Origin of the sequence: Streptomyces sp. NPDC096205, assembly GCF_044763135.1 — a bacterium.
GTDB lineage: Bacteria > Actinomycetota > Actinomycetes > Streptomycetales > Streptomycetaceae > Streptomyces.
The window spans coordinates 345,777-369,507 of the sequence record NZ_JBIWFS010000007.1; the positions used below are offsets into that span (position 1 = coordinate 345,777).

At 71.9% G+C, this 23,731-nt stretch carries 19 protein-coding genes; 7 read left to right on the plus strand and 12 right to left on the minus strand.

The genetic code is table 11. The annotated features are described in order from the left end of the window. Window positions 1–104: 104 nt before the first annotated feature. The 7 genes from ACIQ6Y_RS26415 to ACIQ6Y_RS26445 form a co-directional block, all read right to left on the minus strand. Window positions 105–512: an ATP-binding protein gene (locus tag ACIQ6Y_RS26415; protein ID WP_404042456.1), complete on the minus strand. Its 408-nt coding sequence runs from the start codon at window positions 510–512 to the stop codon at window positions 105–107. Window positions 513–719: 207 nt separating this feature from the next. Continuing rightward, a complete protein-coding gene (locus ACIQ6Y_RS26420; protein ID WP_404042457.1) occupies window positions 720–1,136 on the minus strand; it encodes a (deoxy)nucleoside triphosphate pyrophosphohydrolase in 417 nt (138 codons plus the stop codon). A gap of 30 nt (window positions 1,137–1,166) precedes the next feature. Next, on the minus strand, window positions 1,167–1,361 hold the full coding sequence (locus tag ACIQ6Y_RS26425) for an SPOR domain-containing protein (RefSeq protein ID WP_404042458.1): 195 nt from the start codon (window positions 1,359–1,361) through the stop codon (window positions 1,167–1,169). Between the two features lie 347 nt (window positions 1,362–1,708). Beyond that, window positions 1,709–2,461: a GntR family transcriptional regulator gene (locus ACIQ6Y_RS26430; RefSeq protein WP_404042459.1), complete on the minus strand. Its 753-nt coding sequence runs from the start codon at window positions 2,459–2,461 to the stop codon at window positions 1,709–1,711. Between the two features lie 181 nt (window positions 2,462–2,642). Further along, window positions 2,643–3,833, minus strand: coding sequence for a DUF4190 domain-containing protein (locus tag ACIQ6Y_RS26435; protein WP_404042460.1), 1,191 nt, complete (start codon window positions 3,831–3,833; stop codon window positions 2,643–2,645). A gap of 193 nt (window positions 3,834–4,026) precedes the next feature. After that, window positions 4,027–5,613 (minus strand): S8 family peptidase, encoded by a 1,587-nt coding sequence (locus ACIQ6Y_RS26440; protein WP_404042461.1) that lies wholly within the window; start codon window positions 5,611–5,613, stop codon window positions 4,027–4,029. Between the two features lie 203 nt (window positions 5,614–5,816). Next, window positions 5,817–6,257 carry a MarR family winged helix-turn-helix transcriptional regulator gene (locus ACIQ6Y_RS26445; protein WP_404042462.1) on the minus strand — a complete coding sequence of 147 codons (441 nt, stop codon included), beginning with the start codon at window positions 6,255–6,257 and terminating at the stop codon, window positions 5,817–5,819. 126 nt (window positions 6,258–6,383) lie between these two features. Here ACIQ6Y_RS26445 and ACIQ6Y_RS26450 point away from each other — a divergent pair, with 126 nt between their 5' ends. After that, window positions 6,384–7,358, plus strand: coding sequence for an SMP-30/gluconolactonase/LRE family protein (locus ACIQ6Y_RS26450; protein WP_404042463.1), 975 nt, complete (start codon window positions 6,384–6,386; stop codon window positions 7,356–7,358). 7 nt (window positions 7,359–7,365) lie between these two features. Here ACIQ6Y_RS26450 and ACIQ6Y_RS26455 read toward each other — a convergent pair whose 3' ends face one another. Then, the gene (locus tag ACIQ6Y_RS26455) at window positions 7,366–8,199 is read right to left on the minus strand and encodes an SDR family NAD(P)-dependent oxidoreductase (protein WP_404042464.1); all 834 of its coding nucleotides are present in this window, start codon (window positions 8,197–8,199) and stop codon (window positions 7,366–7,368) included. A gap of 134 nt (window positions 8,200–8,333) precedes the next feature. Here ACIQ6Y_RS26455 and ACIQ6Y_RS26460 point away from each other — a divergent pair, with 134 nt between their 5' ends. After that, window positions 8,334–9,245, plus strand: a complete 912-nt coding sequence (locus ACIQ6Y_RS26460) for a LysR family transcriptional regulator (protein WP_404042465.1) — start codon at window positions 8,334–8,336, stop codon at window positions 9,243–9,245. 71 nt (window positions 9,246–9,316) lie between these two features. On the opposite strand, the gene ACIQ6Y_RS26465 is transcribed toward ACIQ6Y_RS26460, so the two are convergent. Beyond that, entirely contained in the window at window positions 9,317–11,482 is a 2,166-nt protein-coding gene (locus ACIQ6Y_RS26465; RefSeq protein WP_404042466.1) for a DEAD/DEAH box helicase, read from the minus strand. Between the two features lie 61 nt (window positions 11,483–11,543). Next, on the minus strand, window positions 11,544–12,209 hold the full coding sequence (locus tag ACIQ6Y_RS26470; protein ID WP_404042467.1) for a TetR/AcrR family transcriptional regulator: 666 nt from the start codon (window positions 12,207–12,209) through the stop codon (window positions 11,544–11,546). 257 nt (window positions 12,210–12,466) lie between these two features. Between ACIQ6Y_RS26470 and ACIQ6Y_RS26475 the strand changes: the two genes are divergently transcribed. The 5 genes from ACIQ6Y_RS26475 (at window position 12,467) to ACIQ6Y_RS26495 (ending at window position 20,828) form a co-directional block, all read left to right on the plus strand. After that, window positions 12,467–13,753: an MFS transporter gene (locus ACIQ6Y_RS26475; protein ID WP_404042468.1), complete on the plus strand. Its 1,287-nt coding sequence runs from the start codon at window positions 12,467–12,469 to the stop codon at window positions 13,751–13,753. Between the two features lie 35 nt (window positions 13,754–13,788). Then, window positions 13,789–15,564 (plus strand): glycoside hydrolase family 3 N-terminal domain-containing protein, encoded by a 1,776-nt coding sequence (locus ACIQ6Y_RS26480; RefSeq protein WP_404042469.1) that lies wholly within the window; start codon window positions 13,789–13,791, stop codon window positions 15,562–15,564. 274 nt (window positions 15,565–15,838) lie between these two features. After that, complete coding sequence (locus ACIQ6Y_RS26485; protein WP_404042470.1) at window positions 15,839–16,963, plus strand: 5'/3'-nucleotidase SurE; 1,125 nt, start codon at window positions 15,839–15,841, stop codon at window positions 16,961–16,963. Between the two features lie 26 nt (window positions 16,964–16,989). Next, the gene (locus ACIQ6Y_RS26490; RefSeq protein WP_404042471.1) at window positions 16,990–18,477 is read left to right on the plus strand and encodes a carboxylesterase/lipase family protein; all 1,488 of its coding nucleotides are present in this window, start codon (window positions 16,990–16,992) and stop codon (window positions 18,475–18,477) included. A 38-nt stretch (window positions 18,478–18,515) separates the two neighbouring features. Further along, window positions 18,516–20,828 carry a glycoside hydrolase family 3 C-terminal domain-containing protein gene (locus ACIQ6Y_RS26495; protein WP_404042472.1) on the plus strand — a complete coding sequence of 771 codons (2,313 nt, stop codon included), beginning with the start codon at window positions 18,516–18,518 and terminating at the stop codon, window positions 20,826–20,828. A gap of 102 nt (window positions 20,829–20,930) precedes the next feature. Here ACIQ6Y_RS26495 and ACIQ6Y_RS26500 read toward each other — a convergent pair whose 3' ends face one another. Together ACIQ6Y_RS26500 and ychF are read right to left on the minus strand one after the other, a co-directional pair. Next, window positions 20,931–22,349: an ATP-binding protein gene (locus tag ACIQ6Y_RS26500; protein ID WP_404042473.1), complete on the minus strand. Its 1,419-nt coding sequence runs from the start codon at window positions 22,347–22,349 to the stop codon at window positions 20,931–20,933. Between the two features lie 250 nt (window positions 22,350–22,599). After that, window positions 22,600–23,688, minus strand: coding sequence for a redox-regulated ATPase YchF (gene ychF, locus ACIQ6Y_RS26505; RefSeq protein ID WP_404042474.1), 1,089 nt, complete (start codon window positions 23,686–23,688; stop codon window positions 22,600–22,602). Window positions 23,689–23,731: the final 43 nt, after the last annotated feature.

The following is a 23,731-nucleotide window of genomic DNA, read 5'->3' on the forward strand; positions in this document are numbered from 1 at the left end:
ACCCCACCGACGGGCACCTCTCGGCGGCCGGATCGCGCCCCCGACGGAAGTGCTCCGGCTGTACACCCGTGCCACCCCCGTGGAGCCGTGTCCAGCGGGCCGCCTCAGCGCGGCACGGCGAGTTCGAACCACACCGTCTTGCCGGTCTCCCCCGGGCGGGTGCCCCAGCGGCGCGAGGTGGAGGCCACCAGTTGCAGGCCCCGGCCGCTCTCGTCGTCGGGCCGCGGGGCGCGCTCGCGCGGCATGTCCGGGAGCGGGTCGGAGACCTCGACGAGCAGGGTCTCGGGGAGCCCGGCGGGGCGCACCAGGCGGACCCCGATGGGGCCGGTGGCATGCCGCAGCGCATTGGTGACCAGCTCGCTGACCAGCAGGGCGGTGATGTCGCCGACGCTGTCGAGGTCCCAGCCGTGCAGCTGGCCGCGCACACAGGCCCGCGCGGTGCGGACGGCTCCGGGGTCCGCCGGGAACGTCCACTCGGCGCGGTCGCCTTCGGTGTCGATCACGCCGATCACTTCCCAGCCAGCGAGCCCACCCTGTCCGTTTTCAGGGGGTTAATGGGCACATACCCGATATGCCGACCTCGCTACCGCCCAAGGAGGCGCACGGTGACACGAACGGCGCACGGGGGGAGCGTCCCTTTCAGGGGGGCGCCCTATAGGGGCGCGAGGAACTGCGCGAGCAACCCACGACAACCCGCACCCGGGACCGAACAGCAACCCTTAACGGCGGGACTCCGGGAAAACCCCCATCGCAACGACGGCCCGCACAGCCGGCACATCCTGCGGCAGCCACTCGACGTCCCACAGCTCCTCGACCGACAGCCACCGCAGCGCGTCATGATCCTGTAGCGGCTCAGGCTCGCCGGACCCTGGCACCAACCGGGCCGTCCACACCCGCAGCACATACGGCGACCTCAGCGGAAACTCCCCCGGCACCCGCGAGAGCACCTCGGTCTCGACGCCGAGTTCTTCCCGCAGCTCCCTGCACAGCGCGGCCTCCGCCGACTCCCCCGGCTCGACCTTCCCACCGGGCAGCTCCCAGCGCCCGGCCAGCTCAGGGGGCGCACTACGGCGCGCAGCGAGGAGGCGGCCGCCCTCGATCAGGGCGGCGCCGACGACCACGGTCTGTTCCTTCATGCGCCGGAGCCTACGGGAGCGTGCGCCGGCTCAGTTCCGCGAGCCGTTGCCGTTCTGCCCGATCCGTTCGACCCAGTAGAGCTGCTTGTGGCCGCGGGTGTCGAGGCTGTCGGCGATCTTCTGGGCCTCGGCCTTGGTGGCGTAACGCCCCACGCGGTAGCGGTTGCCGTTGTCGTCCTGGCGTATGACGAGCCAGGGCAGCGCGATGGTGCCGCCTTCGGTCATCGCACCCCTCCAGATCCCGTCCGCGGTCCACGCCGCGGCCCGCCCGCTGAGGAAACCGCACTCCGCATATGCCCGAGCCTACGCCCAACCTTCACGGAGCGAATACGGCTTTTCACAAAGAGACATGGCAAGGGTGGGCAACCGGCCAGTAACTCCGGGGCGCACAACGGCGAGCAGGGCGCCCGCGCGCTGCGGCTCATCCGCCGGGCGGCCCCTCGCACTCACCCTGGACGACCTGCGAGAACGACCGAAACCAACGGGGCGCACACCGGGGCGCGTCGGGCGCACCGCAGGACGAACTCCACACGGGCGCGCCCCACTTCACCGGGCGTGCGGACTGGTGTGCGCTACTTCACGGGAAGGTGGTACGCGACGCGGTAGCGGTCGGCCGGGACGACCACGTCGGCGGTCTCCACCGGGCGCCCGGAGGCGTAGAAGGTGCGTTGGACGACGACGACGACATGACCGGGGACGCCGCCGAGGGCGAGCAGTTCCTCGGCGAGGCCGGGGCGGGCGCCGACCTCCTCGGTGACGTTGTCCACGATGACGTCGATGGCACGCATGCGCTCGACGACGCCCATGCCGCCGAGCGGGCCCTCCTCGGGCAGCATCACCGGAGTGCGGCCGGTGACGGCGAGGGGCTCCCAGGAGGTGGAGAGCATCATCGGCTCGCCCGCCTCCCGGAAGACGTAGCGCGTGCACATCACGCGGTCGCCGGGCTGGATGGCGAGCCGCTCGGCGACGCAGCGGCCGGCCTCGGCCTGCCGACTGCTGGACTCCCAGGTGCCGCGGGCGCCCGCGTCGGCCTGCTCCTGCCGGAACGGGGTGGCCCCGCCGGACGGGCGGTAGCCGGAGCGGGCGATACGGCGTGGCACGGGGCGCTCGCGGACGTACGTCCCGGAGCCGGATCTGCCCTCGACCAGGCCCTCCGCCATGAGCACCTTGCGCGCCTCCAGGGCGACGGTGTCCGAGACGCCGTACTCCTCGCGGATGCGGGCCTGCGAGGGCAGGCGGGTGTGCGGTGGCAGCGAACCGTCGACGATCTTCTTGCGGAGATCTCCCGCGACGCGCAGGTAGGCCGGCTGCTCACCGAATGTCACTGGCCGCTCCCATCAGGTTGTACAGACAGCAACAGCGTGGCAACCGTGGGTTGAGCCGTGCAAGCAAAGGCCAGAGAATCACTCGATGTGATGACAAGGCCCGCGGGAGGGCTTTACGCAGGCACTTTCTCCCCGCTATGGCCGCGCTCACACCTGCACGCTCTCACCTGCGCGATCACGCCTACGCGTTCAGGGAGCCGTCCCCCGCCTCGCCGTCCTCGCCGGAGCTGTCGTCGTAGTCGTACGCCGGCGGGGTCGTGGACAGGTCCAGCGCCTCGCGCGCGTCGATGGTGGCGGGGCCGTCGACGACCTCGTAGCCGGACTCGTAGTGCTCGAAGAAGACGTCCGGGTCGGTGGCGCCGGCGGCCTTGCCGAAGTCGTCCGCGGAGGCCTCCAGTTCGGCGGCGAGCGCCTCCAGGGGCTTCTGGGCCCCCGCCGGCCAGGGGTGCGCGCGCAGGGCGGCGGCCTGCTCGACGAGGGCGCCCTCCATGTCCTCGGCCCAGCCGGTGTTCGCCTCGAGGTCCTCGTCGGGGTAGTCCTCGGGCTCCTTCTCCAGCACGGCGTCGAGGGCGCGGACCGTCTCCAGGTACGCGAGCTGGTCCGCGTCCAGGGTGGTCTCGTCGGCGCGCAGCGAGCCGGTCAGGGAGCCCTCGGCGTCGGTGTTGCCGTAGATGCAGGTGATCTCGCGGTCGCCGATCGCCCAGCTCTGCCGGGTCGGCGTCAGGTAGTACACGTCGACGTTCTCGGGCAGGGCCCAGGTGTCGAGGACGTAGTCGCTCTCCAGCGCGAAGCACTTGTCGTCGGCGATGTCGGTGACGCGGCTGTCCCCGGGGAAGGCGCCGCCGGGAAGCTCGACCACGGCGAAGACCTCACCGTCGTGCCGTCCGGAGCAGGGCACCTTGTCGACGTCGTAGGCCATGCCCTCCAGGGAGCCGGTGAGGGTGTCGAAGCACTCGCCCTTCTTCACCGAGAACACCGCGGAGTTGTCCCGCGCGGCCTCCTTGGCGCCGTCCCAGAACTCGGAGGCGGCGCCGGTCGTGAAGAACAGCACCCACAGCACGAGCCCCACCGCGGACAGCACGCTTCCGGCGATCGCCATGCCCCGCCCGCGCTGGCCGCCCCGCTTGATCTGCCGCAGCGCCACGAGCCCGAACACCAGGCCCAGCCCCGGCAGGAGGCACACGATGCCCAGCACCAGAGCCGCGACGGCGAGCCCGTTGACCGAGGGGCTGCCGCCCTGGCCGTACGGCGGCCACGGCTGGACTTGCGGATACGGCTGCTGCCCGTACGGCCACTGAGGCGGCGGGTACTGGCCCTGCGGCCCGGGCGGCTGGTACGGGCCCTGGGGCCCGGGCGGCGGAGGTATGGACACGGCTACCGTGCTCCTGGTTCGGCGGCAGAACTGATGTACGGCTGGGCGCATCGTACGGGTGGCACGACCGAAGGCGGAACACGGGTGACGAACCGGACAAACGGCTCGTCCTCGCGGCGGGCCGGGTCGAGGAACCCGAGCCCTTCCGCGAGGACGAGTGTGACGCGGTCAGTGGCGGCTGACCGTCAGGCCGTCAGAACTGCAGCGCCCAGGCGTCGATGCGCCCGGTGTCGTAGTTGGCGTTGTCGCTGACCCGCAGCTTCCACGTGCCGTTGGCCACCTCCGAGGAGGCGTTCACGGAGTACGTGGTGTTGATGTTGTCCGAGCTGCCGCCGGTGCCGTAGCCCTTGAGGGTGTAGGCGGTGCCGTCGGGGGCGATCAGCTGGACCTGGAGGTCGCCGATGTAGGTGTGCACGATGTGCACCTCGACGGCCAGCGTGGCGGGGGCGTTGCCGGACACGCCGGAGACGGTGAGCGGCGACTCGACCGTGGCGTTGTCGTTGATCGCGTAGTCGCCGGTGTTCTCGAAGCGCGGCCCGGGCGGGGTCGTGCTGCCGCCGCCGACGTAGAGCAGCCGGTTCGGCGAGCCGCTGCCGGGGCTGGTGACCACGTTCGGGGTGGCCGCGCTCACCAGCGCGCTGCTCACCTGCGACGGGGTCGCCGTCGGGTTGTCGGCGAGGTAGATCGCCGCCGCTCCGGCGACGTGCGGGGTCGCCATCGACGTACCGGAGATGGTGTTGGTGGCGGTGTCGCCGGAGTTCCAGGACGAGGTGATCGACGAGCCGGGCGCGAACAGGTCCAGTACGGAGCCGTAGTTGGAGTAGCTGGCCTTGGCGTCCGAGCTGGTGGTGGCGCCGACCGTGATCGCCTCGGTGACGCGTGCGGGCGAGCGGGTGGAGGCGTCGGTGGTCTCGTTGCCGGCCGCGACGGCGAAGGTGACACCGGCGGCGATGGCGTTGCGTACGGCGGTGTCGAGCGCGGAGTCGGCGCCGCCGCCCAGGGACATGTTGGCGACGGCCGGCTTGACCGCGTTGCGGGCCACCCAATCGATGCCGGCGACGACCTGGGCGGTCGTACCGGAGCCCGAGTTGTTGAGGACCCGGACGCCGACGATCTTCGCCTTCTTGGCCACGCCGTAGGAGGTGCCCGCGACCGTGCCGGCGACGTGGGTGCCGTGGCCGTTGCCGTCCTGGGCGGTGTTGTCGTTGTCGACGGCGTCGTAGCCGTAGGAGGCGCGGCCGCCGAAGTCGCTGTGGGTGATGCGGACACCGGTGTCGATGATGTACGCGGTGACGCCCTGCCCGGCGGAGTCCGGGTAGGTGTAGGAGCTGTTCAGCGGGAGCGCGCGCTGGTCGATGCGGTCCAGGCCCCAGGAGGGCGGGCTGGGCTGGGTGCCGTCGATGTGGAAGGTGCGGTTCTGCACCACGGAGGCGACCGCCGGGTCGGCCGCGAGGCGCCTGGCCTCGGCCTCGCTCGCCTGGATCTCGTAGCCGTTGAGGGCCTTGGTGTACGTCCGCTCGATCTCGGCGCCGTACCTGGCGGCCACGGCGCGTCCGGCGGCGGTGGCCGAGCGGGCGCGGTCGGCCTTGAGGGTCACGATGTAGCTGTCGGCGACGGCGTTCGCCGCGCCCTCGTACTGGATGCGGCCCTCGGGGGCGGTGGGGGCCGCTCCGGCGGGCAGGGCGGAGACGAGACCCGCGGTGAGCGCGGCGCTCGCCGCCACACCGATCGCGGCCAGTCTTCGTCGGGGGGTTCCGCCGGGAGTACGCATCGCTGCCATCTGAGGGGTCCTCCTCAATCGGTGGTGCGCTGCTGGTGGGGGATGGTTCATCGAGCAGACACCCGCGGGCGCGGCAGGGACATGTCAATCCGCTGTGGCGCTCCTGTGCGTCAGCCGAAAGATTGAGGGTTCCGCAGGAATTGCACAAGGGTCCTGCACGGATGTAACAGGCGTGCCATGCACCGGACATGATCGACCGTCAGCTACGGCCGTTCACGCTCCAGCAGCTCCACGCACCGGCCGAGCAGCCCGACGAGCGCCTCGCGCTCCTCCTCGGTGAACTCGGCGGCCAGCGCCCGCTCCACCCGTACGGCCCGCTCGTCCGCGTCCCGCATCACCGTGCGGCCCTCGTCGGTCAGCCGGGTCTCCAGCACATTGCGGTGCCACGCGTGCGGGGTGCGCTCGATCAGGGCCCGGTCCTGGAGGTTCTTCAGCACCGTGTTCATCGTCGGCGGCGTGACCCCGCACAGCCGGGCGAGCGCGGCGGCCGAGATGCCGGGGTTCTCCGACAGATACAGCAGCGCCGCGTACTGCGCGACGGTGAGGCCCGCCGGCTTCAGCACCGCGTTCTTGGTCGCGTTGAGCGCCTGCTCGGCCCGCTTGAGGTGGGAGCCGAGACGCTCGGAGGCGGGCATGGAGGTCATCCGGGCATGGTAGTCGCGCATGCAGGGGTTAATGCCTTTACTGGGGTTAATACATTGACGAGGATTAGAGTTCTAACTTAAGTTCGTGTTCGTCATCAGCGAGCAGCTCTCACGAGAGGCACCGACGTGTCCCGTACGATCCACCGCCGCACGTTCCTGACCACCACCGCGGCAGCCGTCGCCGCGGTCGCCGTACCGGGCTCCGCCCGAGCCGCCGTTACGGGGATCACCACGGCCCATGAACTCCCCGGCGACCGCGTCTATCCCGAGGGCATCGCCCTCGACCCGCGCACGGGAGAGGTCTACGTCGGCTCGTACGCCGAGGGGACCGTGTATCGCGCCCGGCCGGGACACCGCACCGCCGAGATCCTGCTGCCCGCCGGCACCGACGGGCGGCACACCGCCAACGGGCTGCGGGTGGACGGGGCCGGCCGGCTGTGGGTGACCGACTCCACCGCCGGGGTATGCGTCTACGACCCGCGCACCCGGGCCCTGCTGGCGCGCTTCGACGTGCCGGGCACGGCGCCGTTCTTCGTGAACGACCTCACCGTCACCGCGGACGGCACGGCGTATCTGACCGACAGCGTGCGCGCCGTGCTCTACCGCGTGACTCCGGCCGAAGTGGCGCGCGGGGGCCGAGGTGTGCTGCGCGTCGCCCACGACCTGAGCGGCGCTCTGACCCCGCGCCCGGCCGACTCGCCCTTCAGCCTCAACGGCATCGACACCGACGGCCGCCGGCTGTTCGTGGTCGACATGCCCGTGGGCGAGCTGTTCCGGGTGGACCCCGCGACCGGTGCCGTACGCCGTGTCGAGCTGCTGGGCGGCGACCTGCGCCACGGCGACGGGCTCGCCCTGGCCCACGGCACGCTGTGGGTCGCCCACAACGCGACCAACACCCTCACCCGCTGGCACCTCTCCCCGGACGGCCGCACGGCCCGCCTGGAGCGCACCCTCACCGACCCGGCGCTGCAGATCCCGACCACGCTCGTACGGCACCGGGGGCGCCTGCTGGTGGTGCGCTCCCAGTTCGACAAGGGCGGCCCGTTCGGGCCGGGGGTGCCCGAGAAGCCCTTCAGCGTGGCCTGGGTGCGCGGAATCTGACCGGGACTCAGTCGTCGTCGAAGGCCGTGTCCCGGGCGCGCTTCTCCCAGGCCTGGACATCGACGCGGACCTGGTCGAGGTGGTCGAGGACCGCGGAGACGGCGTCCTCGCCGACGGGCAGGTGCAGCGGGGTCACGGGGGCCTCCAGGGCGGCGATCAGCAGGGAGGCCAGCTTGGCCGGGTCGCCGGGCTGGGCGCCGTGGCCGCCGGAGACGAAGGCGCGGGTCTGGTTGACCTTGCCGTAGACGCCGGTGTCCTCGCTCTCCCCGGCCCGGCCGCCCTCGAACAACGAGGTGCGGAACGCGCCCGGCTCGACGATCAGCACCTTGATGCCGAACTCCCGCACCTCGTCCGCGAGCGCCTCGGACATGCCCTCCAGCGCGAACTTGGTCGCGCTGTACGCCCCGAAGCCCGCCACCGACATCTGCCCGCCCATGCTGGACATCTGTACGATCGCGCCCGACCGCCGCTCCCGCATGTACGGCAGCACCGCCCGCACCAGCGCCGCCGGACCGAAGACATGCAGGTCGAACAGGTCCCGCAGCTCGTCGTCGGTGGTCTCCTCGAAGGCGCCCACGTGGGTGCGGCCCGCGTTGTTCACCAGCACGTCGATCCGTCCGTGCCGGACCACGACGTCCTGGAGGAGCTCCTCGGCGGCCACCGTGTCCGTCACATCGAGGGCCAGCGTCTCCAGCTGGTCCGGGTGCGCGGCCACCAGGTCGTCGAGGGCCTCGGGCCGGCGCGCCGCGCCCACCACGATGTCGCCGTCGGCGAGGGCCGCCTCGGTGATCGCCCGGCCGAACCCGCTGGTCGCGCCCGTCACGAACCACACCTTGTTCATGGGGATCTCCTCGTTGCCGGCGCTCGGGCCGGCTGTCCTGGTCCTGTCGCTTGCTGTCGGTTACCCGTGCTTCCCCCTCACGCACCACCCTGCTCCGCAGACAGCCGGACGTCCAAGATCTACCGTGATAACCGATGGCTATGACGACGGACGTACACGGACGCGACCTGCGCTATTTCGTCGCGGTCGCCGAAGAACTCCATTTCACGCGTGCCGCCGAACGGATGTACGTGTCGCAGCCCGCCCTGAGCAAGCAGATCCGGGCACTGGAGAGGCAGCTCGGCGTGAAGCTGTTCCGCCGCGACACCCAGGGCGTGGAACTGACCGCCGCAGGCAGCGCGCTGCTCCCCCACGCCCGGCGGGTCCTGGACGCCTGGGAGGCGGGCTCGGCCGCCGTCGCCCAGGCCCGGGAGGCCGAGCGCAGCACCCTGCGCGTCGGCATGAGCACCAGCCCCGGGCGCGGCGGCCTGCTGCCGGCGATCCGCTCCCGCTTCACCGCCGCCCACCCCGAGGCGGCCGTACGGCTGCGGCAGATCACCTGGGACGACCCGACAGCGGGTCTGGCCGAGGGCGACACCGATGTGGCGTTCGTGTGGCTGCCGCTGCCCGACCAGGAGCGGTACGCCTGGACGGTGGTGGTGGAGGAGCGGCGGCTGCTCGCCCTGCCCGACGGCCATCCGCTCGCCGGGCGCACCGAGGTGGACTTCGCCGAGCTGGCCGACGAGCCGTTCCTGGCGCTGCCGCGCAGTGCCGGGCGGCTGCGTGACTTCTGGCTCGGCGTCGACGCCCGCGACGGCGGCGCGCCCCGCATCGGTGCCGAGGTGGCCAGCACGGAGGAGACGTACGAGGCGCTGGTCGGCGGGCTCGGCGTCTGTCTGATCGCCGAGGGCAACGCCCCCCTGATCACCCTCGGCGGTGTCACCACCCGCCCCGTCACCGGCCTCGGCCCCACCCGGTACGCCCTGGCGTGGCGCCGCGAGGAGGGGCGCAGGCCGCTGGTACGGGCGTACGCGGAGGCGTGCCGGCAGGTGACGGGGCGGGTGTGAGGGGGGTGAGGGGGTGCGGGTGAGGGGTGCGGGGTTGAGGTGCCCGGTGTGAGGGGCGCTTTCGCGGTGCTCTACACCGGCTCCGTCGCCGTCATGCCGAGCCGGGCCTGCTCCTCCTCCACGATCCGGCGGGCCAGCGACACGTCGGAGACGTCCAGCGCGTCGGGCGTCGACTCGGCGACCTCGCTGCGGCGGGCGTAGGCGTCGAACAGGCGGGACTTGTTCTCCAGCATGCGGACCATGCGCTCGTCGACACCTCCTGCGGCCAGCAGCCGGTGCACCTGCACCGGGCGGACCTGGCCCATGCGGTGGGCGCGGGCGACGGCCTGGTGCTCGACGGTCGGCTTGATCTGCGGCTCGCACAGCACCACCACGGACGCGGCCTGCATGTTCAGGCCCACCCCGCCGGCCTCGATCTGCGCGAGCAGCACCGCGTGCCCGGACGCGGCGGAGAACTCGTCGACGATTCCCTGCCGCCGCGCGGGCGGCACGCTGCCGGTGATCGGCCCGAAGAGGGGGGCCGTGTCGAGCGCCTGCTGGACCGTGCCGAGCACGTCCCGGAAGGTGGAGAAGACCACCACCTTCAGCCCGCTGTCGGCGGCCTCGCCGACCAGTTCGCGCAGCCGTTGCAGCTTCGCCGACCGCTCGGGGCGTGCGTACGCCGCCCGCCGCATGGCCATGAAGTTGCCGTCCCGGACGGCCTGCCGGTACGCGTCCTCGTCGGAGGCGCTGAGTTCCTCCCACTCGTCCGTGCGCTGCAGGGAGGGCAGTTCGGTGAGGACGTCCTGCTGGTTGCGGCGCAGATAGACGGGCGCGACCGCCCTGCGGAACGCCTTGGAGCCGGCCACCGAGGCCGGTGAGTCCTGGCCGTCGACGACCTCGGCGAGGTCGGGCCGCAGGATCCGCACCAGGTTGCGGAACTCGGCGACCCGGTTCTCCATCGGCGTGCCCGTCAGGAACAGCACGCGCTCGCACCGCTCGGCCCACGCGGTCACCGTCGCCGTACGCCGTGTCTGCGGGTTCTTGACGTAGTGCGCCTCGTCGACGACGAGCATGCCGAGTTCGCCGCCGCCCGGCGTGGGAAAGCCGCGCAGGGCGTCGAACGTGGTGACGGCGACCCCGCCGCGGCCCTTCCAGTCGGCGAACGCCTCCTGCCGGTCCGGCCCGTGCAGCGGCATCGGCCGCAGGCTGCTGCGGGCCTCGATCTCGCGGGTCCAGTTGATGAGGACGCTCGCGGGGCAGACCACCATGAAGTGGCTCTGCCCCTCGGCGGCGAGGTGCGCGAGCGCCGCGATGGCCTGGACGGTCTTGCCGAGCCCCATCTCGTCGCCGAGGACGACCCGGCGCTGGGCGAGCGCGAACCGCGCCCCGAACGCCTGGTAGCCGCGCAGCGACACGCGTACATGCCCGTCGTCCAGCCGCTGCTCCCGCACCCGCGCGGCGACGTCGTCGGGCAGGAAGCCCTCGGCCGCCGCGCTGTCGGGGCCGCGGCCGGAGATCTCCGCGAGCAGGCCGTAGTACTCGGAGGCGCGCAGTTCGAAGTCGACCCACGCGGCGAGTTCGGTGTCGGGGCCGCGCAGCAGGTCGACGGAGGCCTGCGCCAACAGCTCCGGTACGCCGTCCCGTTCGGCCTCGTCGACGAGGTGCCGCAGCTCGTCGACGGCCTCGAGCGCCCGCCGGCGTCCGGCCCTCCCGGCGAACAGCATCCGCAGCGCGCCCGTCGCGGGCTTGGCCTCCTGAAGCAGTCCGCCGAGCCGCGCGGCGAGCGCCGTACCGGTCTCGGCCGCGCGCCGGGCCTGCGGTCCGGCCTCCACCAGCACGTGCAGGGCGCGCACCAGCGCGGTCGTCCGCGGCTCGGGCCGGTCCACATCGATGCGTACGGCGACCGTCTCGCGCACGGCGTCGGCGATCTGCCGCGCCGCCGCGAACGCCTGGTCCGCCGTACGCTGTCCGACCCCGGGCGTCTGCCGCAGCCGATAGGGCCCCGCGTCCAGCACGGCCCGGACCGTACGGAACCCGCCCTTCTCCAGCTCCCCGAGCCGCAGCCGCCCCTCGGTCACCTCCTTGAGCCGGGCGACGGAGATGGTGTCCAACTCCCGCTCGACCAGCTCCTCCTGGATCGGCCGCAGCGCCTCCCGCACCCCGCCCAGAGCCCGCTCGTGATCCCCGACGACCCGCCCGGCAGCCTCCGCCAGCCCCAGCGCCCGCCCGACGACCTCCCGCTCCCCACGCCCCATCCCGCCCCGCTCCCCGCTGTACGCCCTGTGCTTCGAGGCATCGTGCCATCGCTTCTCCGACTCAGGCCCCTTGCGTCGGCAGCGCCGCTCCGCTGGCGGAGATCGACCGGTACAGCCGGTCGAGGTAGACGCGCAGCCGCTGTGCCATGTCGACGGAGTCCGGGGCGAGGGCCCACTGGAGCTGGTGTCCGTCCATGACGGCGAGGACTTCCTGGGCTGTCGCCGTGCAGTCGGTGTCCGGGAGGAGCTCGCCCGTGCCGACCGCGGTGCGCAGGGTGTCGGCCAGCCGGGTGACGACGGTGTCGTAGCGGCGCTTGAAGAAGGCGTGGGCGGGGTGCCCGGGTTCGGAGGACTCGCCGACCAGGACGTTGAACATCCGGGTGCGGCCGGGGCGGCGGCTGTTGTAGGCGACGAGGTCGATCAGCCGCAGGAAGCAGTCCGCAGCCGAGTCGAACTCCGTGGTGAAGAACTGCTCGACATCGTGTTCCTCACTGCGTTCGAGGACGGAGACGAGCAGGTCCTCCTTGCTGCGGAAGTGGTGCAGCAGACCGCCCTGGGTGACGCCGACCTCCTTCGCGATGCGGGCCAGGGAGGAGGCGTGGAAGCCCCACTGCGCGAAGTGCTCGACGGCGGCGTCGAGGATGCGCCGCCGCCGCTCGTCGCCGACGGCATAGGGGCCGCGCGTCCTGGCTCCGTTCTGGGCGTGACCGCCGTTCGTCCGATCCATGGAGATCACCGTAGTCCGGCGGTCGCACCACCCGCGACGACGTGACGTGGGTCACTTTCCGAAAACCTACTAGCCACTCGGGTTTCGTGGTTTTCTGTGCTCGCCCACACGGTGTGACGCACCTCTCCCGTCCCCCATGACCGTGGTACGCCCCGGCCCGGAGATGACACGTGTCACCTGCACCGGGCGCCGTCGACGTCACGGTCACCCCTTCTGCTTGCCCCGCCCCGCGAGAGCCGCCACTGAGGAGGCTGGACATGAGCACATCCAGACCCGAGACCCACCACGTACCCGCGACGGAACCGCAGGAGCCGGCCGGCGAGGCCGAGACCCCTGTCCAGCGGCCCGCCGGGCGACTCGGCGGGCTGCTGAGCCTCCTCGCCCTCGGCAACACGGCCATGTTCATGGTCTACATGGGCGTCGGCCAGGTGCTGCTGCCCGTGCAGGTCGAGGCGCTGGACCCGGCGGACAAGGTCGCCAACCTCGGCCTGGTCTCCGGCGTCGCCGCCGTGTTCGCGACCCTCTTCAACCCGCTGGCCGGACTGCTGTCCGACCGCTCCGGGCGGCGCAATCCCTGGATACTCGGCGGCGGACTCGCCGCCCTCGGCGCTCTGGCCCTGCTCGGCTCGGTGCGCGGCATCCTGCTGGTCACCGTCGGGTGGTGTCTGGTCCAGGCGACGATGAACGTCTACCAGGCCGCCATCACCGCCGTCGTCCCCGACCGCGTGCCGATGGAACGCCGGGGCCTGGCCTCCGCCATGGTCGGCATCGGCACCCCGGTCGGCACGATCATCGGCGTCACCGTCGCGTCGGCGTTCGTGCCGAAGGACGTCGGCACGGGCTATCTCGTCCTGGGCGCGGTCGTCGCCGCCGTGGCCGTGCTGTTCACCGCCCTGGTCCGCGAAAGGAAGCTCCCCGCCGCCCGCACGGCCGCTCTGGGGCGCCAACTGGCCGCGTTCGGCTCCGCGATGAGGTCCGGGGACTTCCGGTGGGCGTTCATCGGCAGGTTCCTGCTGATGCTCGGCTACTTCGCCGTCGTGCTCTACCAGCTGTACGTCCTCCAGGACCACATCGACCTGCCCGAGGGACTGTCCCCGGCCGGCGCGGTGGCGATCCTCTCCCCGATCGGCGCGGTGTGCACCCTGCTGTCCACCGTGATCGGCGGGACGCTCTCGGACCGCATCGGCCGGCGCAAGCCGTTCATCGCGCTGTCCTGCGCCTTCACCGCGATCGGCATGATGATCCCGGTACTCAGCCCCACCTGGCCCGGCATGCTCGTCTTCGGCGTCCTGACCGGTCTGTCCTTCGGCTGCTTCATGGCGGTGGACACGGCCCTGGTCACGCTCGTCCTGCCCAGCGCGGAGGACGCCGCCCGCGACATGGGCGTACTGAACATCGCCAACGCGGGCCCCCAGATCATCGCCCCGTTCATGGCCTCGCTGGTCGTCGCCTCGCCCGGCGGTTACGCCGCGCTCTTCGTCACCGGCGCGGTGATCACGATCCTGGGCGCCCTCGCGGTCGTCCCCATCCGCGGCGTGCGCTGACCCACGCGCCGACCACCTCACCATCGGAGAAACAGTTGCTTCCCCCTGCCCGCAACGACGGTCATCCCTACCAGGATTCCTCCCGCGACGTCGACGACCGTGTCGCCGACCTCCTCGCCCGGATGACCCTGGAGGAGAAGGCCGGGCTGCTCTTCCACACCGTGCTCCCGATGCACCCCGACGGCCGTCCCGTCGAGGACGGCGACGAGGCGTTCGTGCCCGCGGACACCACCGGCGCGATCCGCTCGAAGCTGATGAGCCACTTCAACCTGTTCGGCACGGCAGCGCCCCGGCAGATGGCTCAGTGGCACAACACCGTCCAGGAGCTCGCCGCCGGCACCCGTCTGGGCATCCCGGTGACCGTCTCCACCGACCCCCGGCACTCCTTCACCACCAACATCGGCGCGTCGATGAGCGCCGGGGCGTTCTCCGCCTGGCCGGAGCCGACCGGGCTTGCCGCCGTCCGCGACCCCGAACTGGTCCGCCGTTTCGCCGACATCGCCCGCCGCGAGTACCTCGCGGTCGGCCTGCGCGTCGCCCTGCACCCGCAGATCGACCTGGCGACCGAGCCGCGCTGGTCGCGTCAGTCGGCCACGTTCGGCGCCGACGCCGCGCTGACGAGCGAGCTGGTCCAGGCGTACATCCGCGGCTTCCAGGGCGAGACGCTCGGCGCGTCCAGCGTGGCCACCATGGTCAAGCACTTCCCCGGCGGCGGCCCCCAGAAGGACGGCGAGGACCCGCACTTCCCGCACGGCAAGGAGCAGATCTACCCGGGCGGTATGCGCGAGTACCACCTGGAGCCGTTCAAGGCCGCCCTCGCCGCCGGAGCCTCGCAGGTCATGCCGTACTACGGGCAGCCCGTCGGCACCGACTGGGAAGAGGTCGGCTTCGGCTTCAACCGCGGTGTCGTCACCGGGCTGTTGAGGGAGCGGCTGGGCTTCGACGGCATCGTCTGCACCGACTGGGGCCTGCTCACCGACCACGAGATCTTCGGTGAGGTGCATCAGGCCCGCGCCTGGGGCGTCGAGCACCTCACGGTCGCCGAGCGCGCGGCGAAGGCCCTCGACGCGGGCGCCGACCAGTTCGGCGGCGAGGCGTGCCCCGAGGTCGTGGTGGACCTGGTCCGCTCCGGCCGTATCGCCGAGGAGCGCCTCGACCTCTCCGTACGCCGCCTGCTGCGCGAGAAGTTCGTCCTGGGCCTCTTCGACCACCCCTACGTGGACCCCGACCTGGCCGAGGAGATCGTAGGGAACAGCGAGTTCCGCGGGGCCGGCGAGGCCGCGCAGCGCCGCTCGCTGACCGTCCTGGTGAACCGCGACCGGACCCTGCCGGTCACCTCGCGGCGCCCGAAGCTGTACGTGGAGGGCATCAACGCCCGCACCGCGGCGCGGTACGGGGACGTGGTCGGCGACGCGGCCGAGGCGGACCTGGCGGTACTGCGGCTGCACACGCCGTACGAGCGGCGGGACAACCGCTTCGAGGCGCTGTTCCACTCCGGGCGGCTGGACTTCACCGAGGAGGAGCTCAAGCCGGTCCTGCGGCTGCTCGACACCGTGCCGACCATCGTGTTCCTCCACCTCGAACGGCCCGCCGTCGTCCCCGAGGTGGCCGAGCGGTGCGCCGCGCTCGTCGCCGACTACGGCGCGAGCGACGAGGCGCTGCTGGACGTCGCCTTCGGGCGCGCGCGTGCCGAGGGACGCCTTCCGTTCGAGATGCCCCGCTCGATGGCCGCGGTCGAGAACTCCCGCCCCGACGTGCCGCACGACACCGCCGACCCGCTCTTCCCGTACGGCGCGGGCCTGGACGTCTGACCTTCCCGGGCCGCTCTTTCCCTACGGCGCCGGCCTGGACGTCTCAACCGTCCCGACCGCTCTTTCCCTACGACACCGGCCTGGACATCTGACCGTCCCAACCCGCTCTTTCCCTACGACGCCGGCCTGGACGTCTCAACCGTCCCGACCCGCTCTTCCCCTACGACACCGGCCCGGACATCTGACCGTCCCGGCCGCCCACCCGACCACCGGGGGCGGCGCCGCCCTGACCCGGAGCCGCCCCCGGTCCCGCTCGACGCCAAGGAGACCGCTCATGGCACGCACCCTGCGCACCACCTTGTGCACCACCTTGCGCACCACCCTCGTCCTCGCCGGCGTGACGGGCGCCGTCCTGTCGTCGCTCGGTGCGGCCGCCGGCCCGGACGACCTCGCCGCCACCACGGCGGCCGGCACCTCCAGCCGTGCCTCACAGCCGCTGGCCGGCCTGCGCGTGCTGGTGTCCAACGACGACTCGATGCAGGCCGCGAGACCCTCGCACGCCGACGGTCTCGGCCTGTACGAGATCCGCAAGGCCCTGTGCGACGCCGGCGCCGACGTCGTCGTCATGGCGCCCTGGCAGGTGCAGTCGGGCAAGGGCACCGCCGTCACCAACGGCGGCACCCTCACCCTCGCCCGGCGCACCCGCATGCCCGAGGGCTACGAGAACGACTGCGCCGGCACCCCCTCCGGGTCGCCCGTCTACGGCATCTGCCTGTCGGCGGGACCCTGCGGCCCCGACACCCCGAGCGCCACCCCCGCCGACACCGTCAAGTTCGCCCTGCGCACCGGCCTCGCCGCGAAGGCCGGCTGGACGGACGGCCCCGACCTGGTGGTCACCGGCATCAACTCCGGGCCCAACGTCAGCGCCCAGGTGAACGACTCGGGCACGGTGGGCGCCGCCCTCGCCGCCATCGACCAGGGCGTCCCCGCGGTCGCCCTCTCCTCGTCCGGCGACGCCTCCCAGACGCGGTTCCCGGTCGTCAACTACCGGGCGCACGCCCGCTTCGCCGCCGCCTTCCTCGCGGGGATGCGCGACCGGAACCTGTTCACCGACCGCTTCGCGGTCAAGGTCGACCACCCGGACGTGAGCGCCGGCCGGCCGGCCGAGGCCCCGGTGTGGACGAGCGTCGGACACGGACAGGTCGTCTGGCACGCCTACCAGCCCCAGCCGCGAAGCGACGTGGACAGTTACGACATCACGCTCGGCGTGTGCCCGGACCGCCCCGGCGACCCGTGCACCGAGACCGTCCCGGACGCCGACTCCACCGCCCTGCTGAAGCGCGGCCACATCACGGTCGCCCCGATCACCGCCGACCGCACCTACGGCGCCCGGACCGACGGCGCAAGGGACCTCGCCCGGCTGAAGCACTACGTCACCCACGACGCCCCGCGCTCCTGACCCGCCCACCCACCGTGGAGACCCTCATGCCCGACCCCTCCGCCACACCCGCCGTGACCGTGCGCACGCCCCACGGCCCCGTACGCGGTGAGCGCCACGCCACCGGCGTACGCTTCCTCGGCATTCCCTACGCCCAACCGCCCGTCGGCGCACTCCGGTTCACCGCACCCCGGCCGGCCGAGCCGTGGACCGACGTCCTCGACGCCACCTCCTACGGGCCGACCGCGCAGCGCCGGCCGTTCGCCGAGGTCACCACCATCCCCGAGCCGAGCGTCCCCGGTGCGTCCACGCTCAACCTCAACGTGTTCACCCCCGACCCCTCCCCCACCGCCGGCCTGCCGGTCCTCGTCTGGATCCACGGCGGAGGCTTCGTCGCCGGGTCGGCCGCGAGTCCCTGGTACGACGGCAGGTCCTTCAACCGGGACGGCGTCGTCCTGGTCTCGCTCGGCTACCGGCTCGGCATCGAGGGCTTCCTCCACCTGCCCGACGCGCCCGACAACCGGGGCGTCCGCGACTGGATCGCCGCCCTGGAGTGGGTGCGCGACACCATCGCCTGCTTCGGCGGCGACCCCGCCAAGGTCACCGTCGCCGGCCAGTCGGCGGGCGGTGGAGCCGTCCAGACGCTGCTCGCCACGCCCGCCGCCCAGGGCCTGTTCAGGGCGGCGATCTCGGTGTCCGGCGCCGTGATGGAGCCGCAGGACCGGGCGACGGCCGAGGCCGTCGGCCGGCTGTTCACGGCCCGGACCGGTGTGCCCGCGACCGCCGCCGCGCTCCAGGGCCTCACCGACACCGAGTTGCTCGCCCACCAAGACGCCCTCTGCGCTCCCGGACCCGACCGCGCACAGCTGCAGATGCTCGCCCTCGCGCCCTTCGCCGACGGCGAGCTCGTCCCGCGTCCGGTGCCCGAGACGCTCGCCGACGGCGACATGGGGGCGGACATCCCGCTGATGGCCGGCTTCACGGCACACGAGTTCAACGCCGTACCGCACCCCGGCCCCGTCGCCGACGACCCGTCCGGCATGCTCGCCGCCTTCGGCCTCGACGAACGGCGCGCCCGGCTCTTCCTCGACACGCACGCCGCGTACGCGAGCCGGCCGGGTCTCCTGTGGGGCCAGGCGGTCACCGACACGGTCTTCCGCGCGCCCACGCTTGCCGTCGCCGAGGCCCGGGCCCGGCGGGGACGGCCCACCTGGCTCTACCAGTTCACGCGAGCGGCCACCGCACCGGGCTTCGAGGGCCTGGCGTACCACTGCACGGACCTGCCCTTCGCCTTCGACCTGCTCGACGCCGAAGGCGTCACCGCCGCCCTCGGCGAGGACCCGCCGCAGCAGCTGGCCGACACCCTTCACGCCGCCTGGGTCGCCTTCGTACGCGATCTGGATCCGGGCCCGTCCTGGCCGCCGTACACCGCCGAAGGGCGGGAAACGATGCTCTGGGACGACACCCCGCGCGTCGAGTCCGACCCGTTGCGCCCGGTACGGGAGACCTGGGCGCACCTCTCCCCAGGGCGATGAAGACACCGAAGCCTCCCCACCCCACCTGGAGTTGACGTATGACCACTGCCGCCCCGCGACTCGACATCCCCGCTCTGCTCGCCGCGCTCACTTTGGAGGAGAAGGCCGCGCTGCTGGACGGCTCGGACTTCTGGCACACCCAGCCCGTCGAACGGCTCGGCATCCCGTCCGTGATGCTGTCGGACGGACCGCACGGCCTGCGCAAACAGCCCGACGACGGTGACCATCTGGGGCTCCTCGACAGCGTCCGGGCCACCTGCTTCCCGCCCGCCGCGGGCCTGGCGTCCAGCTGGGACGTCGGCCTCCTCGGCCGGGTCGGCGAGGCCCTCGGCCGTGAATGCCGTGCCGAGCGCGTCTCGGTGCTGCTCGGCCCCGGCATCAACATGAAGCGCTCGCCGCTGTGCGGGCGCAACTTCGAGTACTTCTCCGAGGACCCGCACCTCGCCGGCGAACTCGGCGCCGCTCTGGTCACCGGCCTGCAGAGCCAGGGCGTCGGTGCGTCGGTCAAGCACTTCGCCGCCAACAACCAGGAGACCGACCGTATGACGGTCTCCGCCGAGATCGACGAGCGCACCCTGCGCGAGATCTACCTGACGGCCTTCGAGACCGTCGTCACCAAGGCGCGGCCCTGGACCGTCATGTCCTCCTACAACAAGATCAATGGCACCTACGTCGCCGAGAGCCGCCGTCTGCTCACCGGCATCCTGCGCGAGGAGTGGGGCTTCGAGGGCCTGGTCGTCTCCGACTGGGGCGGCGTCGGCGACCGCCCGGAGACCGTCGCCGCGGGAGTCGACCTGGAGATGCCCTCCTCCAGCGGCGCGGGCACCCGCGCGATCCTCGACGCCCTGGCCGCCGGCCGGCTCGACGAGAGCGACATCGACACGGCGGTCACCCGTGTGCTCACCCTCGTCGACCGCGCGCTGCCCGCCCTCGGCGAGTGGTGCGCGGGGTCAGAGGGGTCAGAGGGGTCAGAGGGGGCCGACGGCTTCGACGCCGACGCCCACCATGCCCTCGCCCGCGAGGCCGCCACCGCGAGCGCCGTACTGCTGAAGAACGACGGCGCCCTGCTGCCCCTCGACCCGGACGCCGTCGGCGCCGTCGCCGTCATCGGCGAATTCGCCCGCACGCCCCGATTCCAGGGCGCGGGATCGTCGCAGGTCAACCCCACCCGCCTCGACTCGGCGCTGGACGCCCTGCGGGCCGCGCTCGACGGCCGGCGTGAGGTGACCTTCGCCCCCGGCTATGTGATCGAGTCCGCGGAAGCCGATCCCGACCTCGTCGCGCAGGCCGTCCGTACGGCGGCGGACGCCGAGATCGCCGTCCTGTTCCTCGGGCTGCCTCCGTCGTACGAGTCCGAGGGCTACGACCGCGACCACATGGACCTGCCCGCCCCCCAGATCGCCCTGCTGCACGCCGTCCTCGACGCCAACCCCCGCACCGTCGTCGTCCTGTCCAACGGCTCCGTCGTCACCGTCGCTCCCTGGCAGGACCGCGTCCCCGCCCTGCTGGAGGCATGGCTGCTCGGCCAAGCCGGCGGCTCGGCCTGCGCGGACCTGCTGCTCGGCCACGCGAACCCGTCCGGCAAGCTCGCCGAGACCATCCCCCAGCGCTACGAGGACACCCCGGCGGTCGGCACCTTCCCCGGGGAGTTCGGCCGCGTCCGCTACGCCGAGGGCCCGCTCATCGGCTACCGCTGGTACGACACCCGCCGCATGCCGGTGGCGTACCCGTTCGGACACGGCCTGTCCTACACGGCCTTCGCCTACAGCGACCTCGAGGTCACCGTCCGGTCGGACGGCGACGACCCCCAGGTCGACATCACCCTCACCGTCACCAACACCGGCGAGCGGGCCGGCACCGAGACCGTCCAGCTCTACGTCACCGACCCCGAGGCGTCCGTCCACCGTCCCGCGCAGGAACTCCGCGCGTTCACCCGAGTCCCTCTCGAACCGGGCCAGAGCGAACGCGTCACCCTGCCCCTGGGGCGCCGTGCCTTCGCCTTCTGGCACGAGATCGCCGCCGACTGGATCATCGAAGCCGGCACCTTCGGCCTCCGCCTCGGCGCGTCCTCCCGCGACATCCGCCTGGAGACCACCATCACCCTCCCCGGCGACACCTACACCCCACCCCTCACCGCCGACTCCACAGCCGACCAGTGGCTCACCCACCCCACAGCCGGCCCCTGGCTCCGCACCACCTTCGGCACCAACGGCTTCGCCGCCCTCCTGTCCGACCCGCACACCGGCCCCATGCTCCGCGCCATCCCCCTCATCCGCCTGACCCGGTTCCCTGGGTTTCCGGTCACGGGGGAGCAGGTGGGGGCGGCGGTGGTGAAGTACATGGGGGACTGAGGGCGGCGGGACGGGAAGGGCCGAGGTCTGGGGGGACATCTCCGCAACGCCCTCGGCCTGATCGCACGTACCAACTCCCCTGCCTCGCCTGCGATCCGCCACTCACAGCGGCCAGGCGTCCAGCAGGTCGCCGGGCCCGTAGGCAGCATCGAGCCCCGGAGAGTCGACTCCACTGCGCGAGACCGCCACGACTGGAACAGGTTGGTCGGTAAGGGCGGCCCGATGTCGATGGAGAGCTGCCAGGTCGTGCCGGTCGAAGGGCGACTGCTCCAGCCACTTGATGGAGCCGAGGAAGAGCAGCTCCTTGGCAATGGGGGCACGGTCCGCACCGACGATGTCGATCTCGACGTCGTTGGTGCGGGTCCAGTAGCCGCCCACTGCGGGGGCTGCGGGGAGCTGGTCGTCGGGCAGTATCCGGACCAGCGCCTCCCGGATGAGCGGCTCGATCGCCCGGCCGCGCCAACTGGTCCAGCTCTCCCGGATCCGCGCCAAGGTCAGATCACCCCGCCCTCGCTCGATCTCCTCCATGGAGGGGCCCAGCAGGTGCAGCCAGAACCGCAGGTAAGGGTCTGCCACCCGGTAGCGGCGGTCCTTCGACGGACGCAGCGAAACGGGAAGCTCCGCAGCGACGATCCGCTTGTCCGTGAGCAGCTCCAGCGCTCGCTGCAGCGGGGTGGCTCCGATTCCGCCGGCCGCACGGGCAATGTTGGTGAAGGTCCGCTCGCCACTACCGACAGCCGCCAGCACCGTACGTGCCTGAGCCTGCGGGGGAAACTCGGCAGCCAGCGAGCGCTCAGCCGACACCAACAGGGCCGAGACCGGATCACTCAGCGTCTCGCCGAGGAAGTCCCACAGCCCCGCGCCCCGCGGCCACTCCGCACAGATCAGCGGCAGCCCGCCGGTGACCAGCGCGGCGTCGAAGGCTTCCGCCGGCTCCAACCCGAGCATCCTCCCTACCTCGGCGGGGTTCAGCGGCCCCAGCACCATCTCCCGGCCGCGCTGATGGAAGGGGCGTCCATAGCTGTTCAGAGCCTCCATCATGGACAGATCGGAGCCGATGAGGACCAGCAGCACCGGCTTGGTCTCCAGCACCCGGTCCCAGGCTCGTTGCAGCATCCCCTCAAAGGCGCCATCGGCACCCATCAGGTACGGCACCTCGTCGATGACCAGCACGCTCGCCCGGTCGGCGGGCAGCGCCGCAGCCAGCACATCGAACGCGGCGTCCCAGCTCTCCGGCCGTGCGGCGGCCACCAGACCCGCCAACGGCAGCGTCGACGCCTGGGCGTCCCTGGCCAGCCGTGCCAGATCGTCCCTGGGGGACGCACCGGTCGCCGCGTAGAACAAGAACGGGGCTCCGGAGCGCTCCGCAAACCGCTCGACCAGTCGCGACTTGCCCACCCGGCGCCGCCCACGCAACATCACGCACCGACCGGGTCGCTCCCCGCCAACCCCGGCCGCCACCTTCCGCAGCTCTCGCTCCAACGTCGCCAGCTCCTGCCGACGGCCTACGAAATCCACCACGACCTGCCGACCTTCCCACCCATGGAACTAACAATAATGTTAGTAACATAGGCGTTAGTGACAGAGCCCGCCAGTCGCAGCGCCCACCAGCATCCCCCTTGTGGGCGAGCTTCAGCCCGCCGGACCGAGATCCGTCAACACGACTTGCGGCCGGGTGTCGGGAAAAACAAGGGGTCCGACCCCGAAGAGTCGGACCCCTTGTGACCGGCCTGCTTGCCAGATCGGCGACGTGGTGGTGGGTCGGCAGCCGTCACACGTTGAAGCGGAACTCCACCACGTCCCCGTCCTGCATGACGTAGTCCTTGCCCTCCATGCGGGCCTTGCCCTTGGCGCGGGCCTCGGCGACCGAGCCGGTTTCGACGAGGTCGGTGAAGGAGATGACCTCGGCCTTGATGAAGCCCTTCTGGAAGTCCGTGTGGATGACGCCGGCCGCCTCGGGGGCCGTGGCGCCCTTCTTGATGGTCCAGGCGCGGGATTCCTTGGGGCCGGCCGTGAGGTAGGTCTGCAGGCCGAGGGTGTCGAAGCCGACGCGGGCGAGGGTGGCGAGGCCGGGCTCGTGCTGGCCGACGGACTCCAGGAGCTCCATGGCCTCCTCCTCGTCCAGCTCGGCGAGGTCGGCCTCCAGCTTGGCGTTCAGGAAGATCGCCTCGGCGGGGGCGACCAGGGCGCGCTGCTCGTCCTTGAAGGCGTCGTCCGTCAGCTCGTCCTCGTCGACGTTGAAGACGTAGAGGAAGGGCTTCGTGGTCAGCAGGTGCAGGTCGTGGAGCAGCTCGGCGCGCTCCGTGCCCTGGAGGATGCCCTGGGAGAACAGGGTGTCGCCCTTCTCCAGGATCTCCTTCGCCTCCTCGACCGCCTTGACCTTCGGAGCCACGTCCTTCTTGATCCGGGACTCCTTCTGGAGGCGCGGCAGGACCTTCTCGATCGTCTGGAGGTCGGCGAGGATCAGCTCGGTGTTGATCGTCTCGATGTCGTCCTTGGGCGAGACCTTGCCGTCGACGTGCACGACGTTCTCGTCCTTGAAGGCGCGGATGACCTGGCAGATCGCGTCGGACTCGCGGATGTTCGCCAGGAACTTGTTGCCCAGGCCCTCGCCCTCGGAGGCGCCGCGCACGATGCCGGCGATGTCGACGAAGTCGACCGTCGCGGGGAGGACCCGCTCCGAGGAGAAGATCTCGGCCAGCTTCGCCAGGCGGGTGTCGGGGACGCCGACCACGCCGACGTTCGGCTCGATCGTGGCGAACGGGTAGTTGGCCGCCAGCACGTCGTTCTTGGTCAGGGCGTTGAACAGGGTCGACTTGCCGACATTCGGCAGACCGACGATTCCGATCGTGAGCGACACGTTGCGACTTCCCGTTACGTGAGAGGGGCCAGGGGACCTTCGA